The sequence below is a fragment of the Phaeobacter sp. B1627 genome (assembly GCF_006265095.1).
In the GTDB taxonomy this organism is placed as follows: domain Bacteria; phylum Pseudomonadota; class Alphaproteobacteria; order Rhodobacterales; family Rhodobacteraceae; genus Epibacterium.
The window spans coordinates 1-7,995 of the sequence record NZ_VCNK01000065.1 but is presented as its reverse complement, the minus strand read 5'-3'; the positions used below and the strand labels follow the sequence as shown (position 1 = coordinate 7,995).

Genomic DNA, 7,995 nt, shown 5'->3' with positions numbered 1-7,995 from the left:
AGATCGAAGTCATAGAACAGCTGTGCCGGTGCCGTTTGGGTGCCCATCATGACGAAATCCTCCAATCCCCTCATAATCGACTGAATCAAAGGACTTGCCGCACTGCAACAAAGACTTTTTCAACAGCATCGGCGGATTGCAGACCTTCGCTGCAGTCACGAAGGCAGAGCTTCGCCCTGGCTAAAGCGGCCATTCAAGCCCTTCCGGAGCGGAACCTACTCGCTGCGCTGAGCATCAAGGTCAGCAATGCGCAGAAACCGGGCTTTGCAAAGTCGCCAGCCGTGTTCGCTTTTCGTGCTCAGATCGACCCGAAGCCGCCTTCCAGCAACCACCAAAGATGCTGCGGTGCGGTCCGTCGAAGCAGCCGTTGGTGTGTGGTGCAGCATTTTTGACGATTGAATCTTCGTTGCGCGGTACTGAACGGGCTTTCGCTGTACCTTAACCGAACGGCCGCTGCAGTCTGGCTCAGCCTGTGGGGTGCCGTTGTCTCTACCTTATCCTTTCCCTAGCATACGCGCTACTGGTCGCGACGCCGTTAAACGCGCGCGGAAAAAATTCTGCGCTGGATGGTTGCAGCTGAGCTACGCTAGGTCATAGGGAATTGGGCAGACCGGCGGGGTCCCCGGCAGCTGAGATCATTCATTAAAATTATGCCGTACGTCCATAAAATGTAACGATTTCCGCCACATTCCAGCCACGGCGCATTGATTGCTTACGGACATCCAGCAAAGGAGGTCTTTATGATCTGGTACGGTCAATACAACGCAATTCTAATTCTTTCGCTGATCGCTTCCATCGCGGTCGGGGCGATGATCGGCAGCTTCATGCTACCGCTGACGGTCTTCACGCTTGTGATCATCGTCCGGCTATCAGCGACGATGATCAATCTACTCGCCAACGCCTTTTTCGGCTTTCCCTTTATCTACGACACTAAGATCCAGATGATCGAAGCCAAGCAGAACCGCCAGACGGCAACTGCCGACTCCTGACCATGCTACCGACCCTGATGTCACAGTCCGGGTCGGCGCGCAAAGTTCCGGGATGTTCGAATACGGAGGAGAGCAACGATGTCCAAGCCCACCTTGTTCAACGTTCACGTTCTCGTTTTTGCACTGGCGCTAGTTGCGCCTGCGCCAACCCGCGCCGACACTGATTAAAACGGGCGCTCGGAGCAGGCGTGATGAAGATACATAAGTCCGCTCTGGGCTGCTGGCGTTATCTGGCGGCGGTGACCAGGTGCGGAACGCTGCAGCCCTGCCGCCGCGCCGCCGCATGTCGGCTTTGAGCCCATCCTGTGAATAAAAAATTTTCGCTGCGTGCGCTCGCAGCACAGATTTTGCTGCGTACATATCACCTTCAGCACGGCAATGCGGCGTAAAGAGCGGATGTTCGCGTCGGGCGCAGCGATATTTTGTCAGACAATGAGCAAGACGCGGGACGAAGTCGCCTTTTTCTGACGCGGATGTTGCTGATGCAGCATCCGTTGGCACTCGCAACAGCCACGTTTCCGCAGCGCAGCAGTTTTCACAAGATCAGACATAGAAATTCAATCAGACAGTCAGAATTCCGAAGCTACTGACCCGTCCCTACCATTGAGAGGCAGGACTTCGCATTCGCAGATGCGAATGACGCAAGCGTCCGATCCGCCCACCCTGCGGGAAGGACCCGATATCAATTTGGAGACTATGGTAACTGCACAATCGCAAATTCTAGCCTACACCATATCCCAGCTATTTTGCTCTGATTAAATTAGTTCGTTGCTTTCTAACTCGTCGTATGCTTTTGAGGCACTTATCTGCATTAAAGGGCATTCCTCCGCGTTCTAGGGTCAGCAGTGCACTTAGGTATCTCTGCTCCGCTTGGTTAAGAATTGCATCTTGATCCTTAGCGACAAGCTTTGCCTTTTCCTCAAGCGCTTCCCCGATATTTTCTTCTGATAATGCCCATCCGACTGGGTCGCCGTCGGCGGTGACTATTTCTTTGTCTTTTTCGTAGTGGACAATCGCTTCGTCCAACGCCGCTATTTTATCATCTGCTGGGCCGTATACGGCGAACTGGTGAAGGGCGTGGCCAAGGTTGTTAAGCGACATAGACTTCAAGTCATCGCTCACTGATGAACCCAAACACAAATCAACAGCTCTGCGAGCGCAGTCCACAGCCGTTTTAAAATTGTTTTCTTCGCCGTTTTGAGGTGTGTCCATCATTTCTGAAAAAGCGATCGCCATATTTTTCAAATTTCTGATGATTCCTTCAGCTTCATCCCGACTTTCGTATATCGAAAGGGAGTTACGATAGTCTTCGACAGCCTTCCTGAGGTATTCCTCCCTGCGCTTGCCTTTTGTTCTGTATCCAAGATAAGTGAAGCAATTCCCTCTGTTGTGGAAAGCTTCAGCACGCGAATTCCAGTATTCCTGCCGAATGGAAATTTTGACTATAGATGTAAATTCATCGGCAGCATTCTCTAGCTCATCAATTCCCGGTGCGCCTCTTGCCCTCATACCTTTTTGCCACCTGGCCAAACCAGTCCAGTTGAGCGCTGACATTCTTTCATCATGCGAGCAGGCAACGGATTGTTTATTGACCACAGAAAGCGTCGCAATGGCGCAGTCAAAACCGTCACCACCAAATCGCCGTGAATAATCGTATAGCTTCTGCGCGGAAGAATTTGCTGTTCTGATTGCGAGACTTACATTCGTGGACATCAGGGACTGCACTGCCTGCAAAATAGCGTCGAGGGCAGCTTTGGTATTTCCCGAAAGTAGGTGTATACTCGCCTCCAGAAGAAGGACTTCCGAAGTTTTAATAATGTAATAAGATGCTGATTGCAGAAGCTTATCCTTCAATGGTTGCAGGTGGTGGCGGGCTTGTTCGAGCTCTCCGTGCTCGACAAGTTCATTCAACTTGAGAAGTACTCGATTAAAAGTAGGATCTGAGCTTCCAATGGCGGCAATCTCTTGTCGAAGGCTATGATAGTCTTTGGCCTTATCTCTCAGGTATGGAATAAGATTATCGGTATCATCATTTTCAGTTTCTAACGAAAATTGTTGTGCAAACTTTTCTAAAACCCCCAAAGACACATTTAGTTCATCGCTTAAAGAGTGCGAGACGACGGGTGCGCGAATATTTTCGAGGTCATAGTCCGAAATATCGAGTGCTGTTGCGATCCGGTCAACTGTTCTAGCGCTGGGGTTTTGGACTTTCCCGTTCTCGATCTCAGATATCCGAGATTTCGCGTCTTCGTTTCCAAACGCTTTCGCGGCGAGTTGCTGTTGAGTCAGCCCTTCAATCCCGCGTCGACGCTTCACTAAGTGTCCAAAGGCCTTTCCAAAGGTTGTGTGATGCGGATCATCTGGGCTGAACATCGGCGAGCTCCTTCCTTGAAGCGTAACTTTCCGTAACGCCAAGACAGTCGTGTGCATGCATTGGTTTCGTGTCGGCAAATGAAACCCAAGTCCAGGCCTGGTTCGATCTCGTAAAAGGAAATTGCGATGCCCAGATACTATCGGACGCTAATATCATATGCGAGCAAGTGCTATGTGAAAATGTGCTCTCACCGTTTTGCCTATGCGGGGTTGGCGGGATGCCACGGCGCTGCTTGTCTTCAAACCGATAAGCCCGTGCTGTATGCGACGATGATGTTGATTTACGCTCTACTCGCGGTGCGTAGTTGATGAACCAAGTACGCGCTGCCCCAAGTTCTCGGGGCGGCGCTAGTAGGGCTGGCGTATGCGAAATGCGTTGAGGGTGCTCTGACAGGGCAGGTCTTGACTGTAAATTGAACCGCCAGCCGACGAAGCAGCCTTTCGCGCAGCCGCAGCGAAAGCACACTAATTCCACGTCTCGATGATCCAAGAAAGTTGCGGCGAAAGTGCGGTCTTGGTTCCATGGGAATCGACGTTTGTGAATGAACGGTATGGCGACTTGCGCTTCATCGCAGCGCTGAGCGTGCTGTACACGCGAGCAAATGCTGCGTCAGCAATAACCGCCCGAGCAAAAGGCAGCAATGTCCGCGTCTGAGTAGTCGGATCAAGCTGCGGCGAAAGAACGGAATCGGTTCGATCTAAATCGACGCTCGCGAATGACCGGACTGGCGACTTGCGCTGCACCGCAAAAACAAAATTGCTGCAGGAGCGCACATATGCTGCGTCAGCGAAGGGCAAAAATTGAATGACGGCAAAGTCTGCGTTCCCGCCGTTCGAAGCTGGTCGGCGGCTGCGCCTGCGGCGAAGGTCTGCTCTTCCCTGTGCCGCTGCGGCATGGATCGTCCACCATGTCGCCGGATCCGCCGACTTTGCAAATGGTGCTATCTGCGCTTCGCTGCCCCTGGTGCTCACCGCAGCATACGAAAGAGCAACCGCCGCTCACTGAATGGCAGCTTTCGGGAAACTCGTTGCACTTGCAGCAGCGCCTTCGCCGCAGCTTGTGTGAATGTCGTGATTGGGCTGAAAAGGGACCATTCGCGATCAACGTTAGATCGAAATCTGACCGAAAATTCTTGTCGGAAAAGGTGCAGGCATGGCGAAGGAACAGTCAATGCGTGAGCGCCCGGCTCGTGCGCTATGCCAGTTCGAGGACTACCTGCCTCATCTCACCATGGACGGTGCTCCTATGAGGGCGTCCTACTAGCCTGTAAGCCCCATCGCCGCAGTGAGTGCGGGCATTGTCAGGCGGGCTTCTCAAAGGGGAACGCACCACCAGTGGAGGATTTTCAATTAGATGTACTATGTTTGCACCAATCTAAGCATTCATGATATGTTCCGCGATACGCCTAGCTTGCTCTATGCGAAAATCCATGCAGAAACAGTGATATACTATCTCTTGCAAATCCGTGTACACCGGTTCGATTCCGGTACTCGCCTCCATTTAAAATCAATGACTTAGCGGATTTTTGGCAGCTAGCGCATTGTTTAGATGCGTGGTCCAATCAAAAACTCTAAACATTCTTTTTTCGTTCAACCACCTCTAACCCTATGTGAAACAAGGGAAAGTCATATTATCGTGCACGTACAATCTGCTTAGATATGGCCGATAGTCTCGCACCTGGATAGTTGATCGGAGAATGAACATGGGAGACCACGACGATCTAGCGCTGAAGATTGACGACGCGACCGACAATAGTGACGCGGGAGCGCTCAAAGCCGCACTGGAAGAGATTGAAGACAGGATCGAGCGCGCCGATCCACTATCGGTCACCGAGCTGCACTACTTTCGGGCAAACGCATTTGCAGAACTAAGGCGACTTCACGACGACCCCTTTGCATGGCAGCAACCCAATGCATCTGAAGAAATCCTATCCTTAAGAAGAGCGCGTAAATCCGAAGCATTTGATCTCTTAAACATCGAGCGCCGCGCACAAATTCTCACCAACCTGGGGAACGCTCTCAACACAATTGGCCGACCAATTGAAGCCATAGCGGCATGGGACGAAGCCCTCGCACTAATTCCTTCATTTGCAATGGCAGCAGGGAACCGAGGCTATGGTCTGACCACATACTCCTCAGCTTTCTATGATCCGGGTCATCAGTGCATATTTCTTTCAGAGGCAAAGGCAAGCTATCGAAGCGCGCTTGCCCCCGACGCGTTCTGGGACTCTGGGTTTCAGCCGCACGTCGCCGATCAGTTTGCCGCGAAGCTAGGTGAGATTTCGGAGTACTTGGCTCGCAATTGCCAACTCGAGGAGTTTGATCCGTTCGCTTTTGAACTGGGTCATACAGCCGAAGAGGCGCGCTTCAGCCAGTGGCGGCTCGACAATCGCTTATTCTTGAACCCGTTGAACGATCTTGGCGCTTGGCCGATAGCAGCACAAGATGTGTTTCACCTGCCAAGCCACACTTACGCATTCGATGAAAAGCATCCGCGATTTGTGAAGTTTTTCGACCTTTTGAAACAAGAATATGCTGCTGCATGTGTTCTGCTGTGGGAGGGCCGCAATGTGGCCTTCGATGAAGTCCATGCTGCAGACAGGTCGTCGTTGATGTTCGAACACTTTGACTTCTCGGTATCTAGTATAGGTCACGAAAAGCAGAAAGCCGCTTTGCGTCTTGCCTACTCCCTCTTGGACAAGTCAGCTGTCTTCATCAATGACTTCTTCAAGATTGGCAAAGAACCAAAACATATTTCGTTTCGAAATGTCTGGTTTTCCGACCGTAATTGCAAAACACTTCATCCAAATCTGCCGGAAACCAATTGGCGGTTGCGGGGCCTGTATGCGCTATCACTAGATATTTATGACCGAGATTTGAAGGAGTTCGCATCGCCCCTCGCCGCTAAAGCAAACGATGTGCGAAATGCCGCTGAACACCGCTTCTTAAGCATTCATGAATTCCAAGTGCCGCATGACCGACTAGAGCTTTGTGACTATGTGACTGAACAGGAGCTTTATCAACTTAGCCTACATGTCCTTCGCCTAGCTCGCTCAGCCTTGATGGGTCTGTCACTAGCGATTCATCATCATGAGCGCTTCCGCGCCAAAGACGAAGGTGGCATTACGGTCCCTATTGTTTCGCTGCCAAGGCGACGTTTCGAAGACGACGATGCGGTCTAAGCATTCTCGCTTTGTCCACCAATTTCGGTAGGAAAATCTACGCAAAATCCTGAACAAAACCAACCACCTCCGGTTTTTTGCAAATCCGTGTACACCGGTTCGATTCCGGTACTCGCCTCCACCTTATTTTACTGGACATTTCCTAATAAATCCGCCCTTCCGCTAGGGTATGAATTTAGCCGGTTTACATACCGGTTTACAGCGGCATGGGTTTAGCAGCTGATGTGTAGAGTAGAGAAACCATCGGTGTCACTGAAAAAGGGCTGCAAGGAGTTATCCTCACAGCCCTTCTTGGCATCCATTACCTAGTTTATTTTTTGTCGGTCTTCCGACCAACCTGATTGCTGCAACAAGTAGCAGCTTTACGACAATCCTAAAACTCAGTCTTGCTTTCGGAAACCAGCCCGCTCCATGGCGGTGCCATAGACAGTCGCCGGAACAAATTTAGTGGGCGCTTCATTTATGCGAGCCCGAGCGAAATGCAGTGAGCTTTTCCAGCACATCGTCCGATACTTCCGGCACCAGGGCTGCATAGTTCTCGATGACATTTGCAGCATGCCGCAATCCCCAGCCCATGGTCACGGCAATTTCATTGAGAGAGCAACCTGCACGAAGCAACTGTGTCGCCGCTGTCCCACGCAGATCGTAGGGACGAAGTTTCTGGCGGATCGCGATGAGCGTGTCATCCTTCTTTGCTTTGGCATTATGCCGCTTCCTGACGTCAACAATAATACCGCTTGCTCGGCGGGCAGTAAGTACGCCTCCCGTCAACGACGGAACAATCAGGTCCTGCCCTTCCGGCATTGTGTCTATCAACGCTCCAAGTGCCGGCGTAACAGGCAGGCTGATAGGATTGCCAGTTTTGGTCCGCTTGAGAAGTAGTCGACGCCCTTTTTGTGTTTTTTGAACATGTTCGCGCCTCAGCACCCCGATATCTTGGGGTGCAAGCCCTCCTTCTGATGCAGCGATGATTACCCGCGACTCCTCTGGTGTAGCCTCATTCAAGAGGGCTTCGATCTCTTCAGGCAGCCAGATCACATCTGCACGGTTGGACTTGTACTGCTTTGTCAGTCCAGTGTGATGGTGTTGCTTCAATGACTTATTAGTCTTTAAGGCCCAATTGAGGAACCTTGTCACCACGGTACCCGCATAGTCATATCGCTTCGGTGAATGTTCCCATTTTTTGCGCCACTCTCCGATTTCAATAACTGATTCAGGCTCTTCAAACATGGCAACTGGGTCATCACCAAATTCAGCCTCAAAACTGCTCAGAAAGCCAAGGTAATCTTTCTTGGTCCGATCCGCGAGGCCTTTGAACTCAACAGAATCGAGGTACTTCCCAAGGATAGCACTTGTTGATTTTCCGTCGATTTTGGGCACTGGGCGTGTCCCGTTTTTTGCATTTTGATATGCATCGACATAGCGGCTACGGTAATCCCCCCATTTTTAAT

At 51.3% G+C, this 7,995-nt stretch carries 5 protein-coding genes; 3 read left to right on the top strand and 2 right to left on the bottom strand.

The features are described 5' to 3' along the window. Both FGE21_RS20210 and FGE21_RS19315 read left to right on the top strand, forming a co-directional pair. On the top strand, window positions 1-392 hold a 392-nt coding region (locus FGE21_RS20210), incomplete at its 5' end, for a hypothetical protein (RefSeq protein WP_218062802.1). Between the two features lie 348 nt (window positions 393-740). After that, on the top strand, window positions 741-989 hold the full coding sequence (locus FGE21_RS19315; protein ID WP_139665037.1) for a hypothetical protein: 249 nt from the start codon (window positions 741-743) through the stop codon (window positions 987-989). 741 nt (window positions 990-1,730) lie between these two features. Here FGE21_RS19315 and FGE21_RS19310 read toward each other — a convergent pair. Then, a complete protein-coding gene (locus FGE21_RS19310; RefSeq protein ID WP_176695495.1) occupies window positions 1,731-3,362 on the bottom strand; it encodes a helix-turn-helix domain-containing protein in 1,632 nt (543 codons plus the stop codon). Between the two features lie 1,703 nt (window positions 3,363-5,065). On the opposite strand from FGE21_RS19310, the gene FGE21_RS19300 reads away from it, so the two are divergent. Continuing rightward, window positions 5,066-6,544, top strand: a complete 1,479-nt coding sequence (locus tag FGE21_RS19300; protein ID WP_139665034.1) for an LA2681 family HEPN domain-containing protein — start codon at window positions 5,066-5,068, stop codon at window positions 6,542-6,544. Between the two features lie 456 nt (window positions 6,545-7,000). Here FGE21_RS19300 and FGE21_RS19295 read toward each other — a convergent pair whose 3' ends face one another. Then, complete coding sequence (locus FGE21_RS19295; RefSeq protein ID WP_139665033.1) at window positions 7,001-7,924, bottom strand: tyrosine-type recombinase/integrase; 924 nt, start codon at window positions 7,922-7,924, stop codon at window positions 7,001-7,003. Window positions 7,925-7,995: the final 71 nt, after the last annotated feature.

Bases quoted from the DNA above. Each gene is read 5' to 3' on its own strand.
- FGE21_RS19315 (WP_139665037.1), top strand. From the start codon at position 741: ATGATCTGGTACGGTCAATACAACGCAATTCTAATTCTTTCGCTGATC.
- FGE21_RS19310 (WP_176695495.1), bottom strand. From the start codon at position 3,362: ATGTTCAGCCCAGATGATCCGCATCACACAACCTTTGGAAAGGCCTTT.
- FGE21_RS19300 (WP_139665034.1), top strand. From the start codon at position 5,066: ATGGGAGACCACGACGATCTAGCGCTGAAGATTGACGACGCGACCGAC.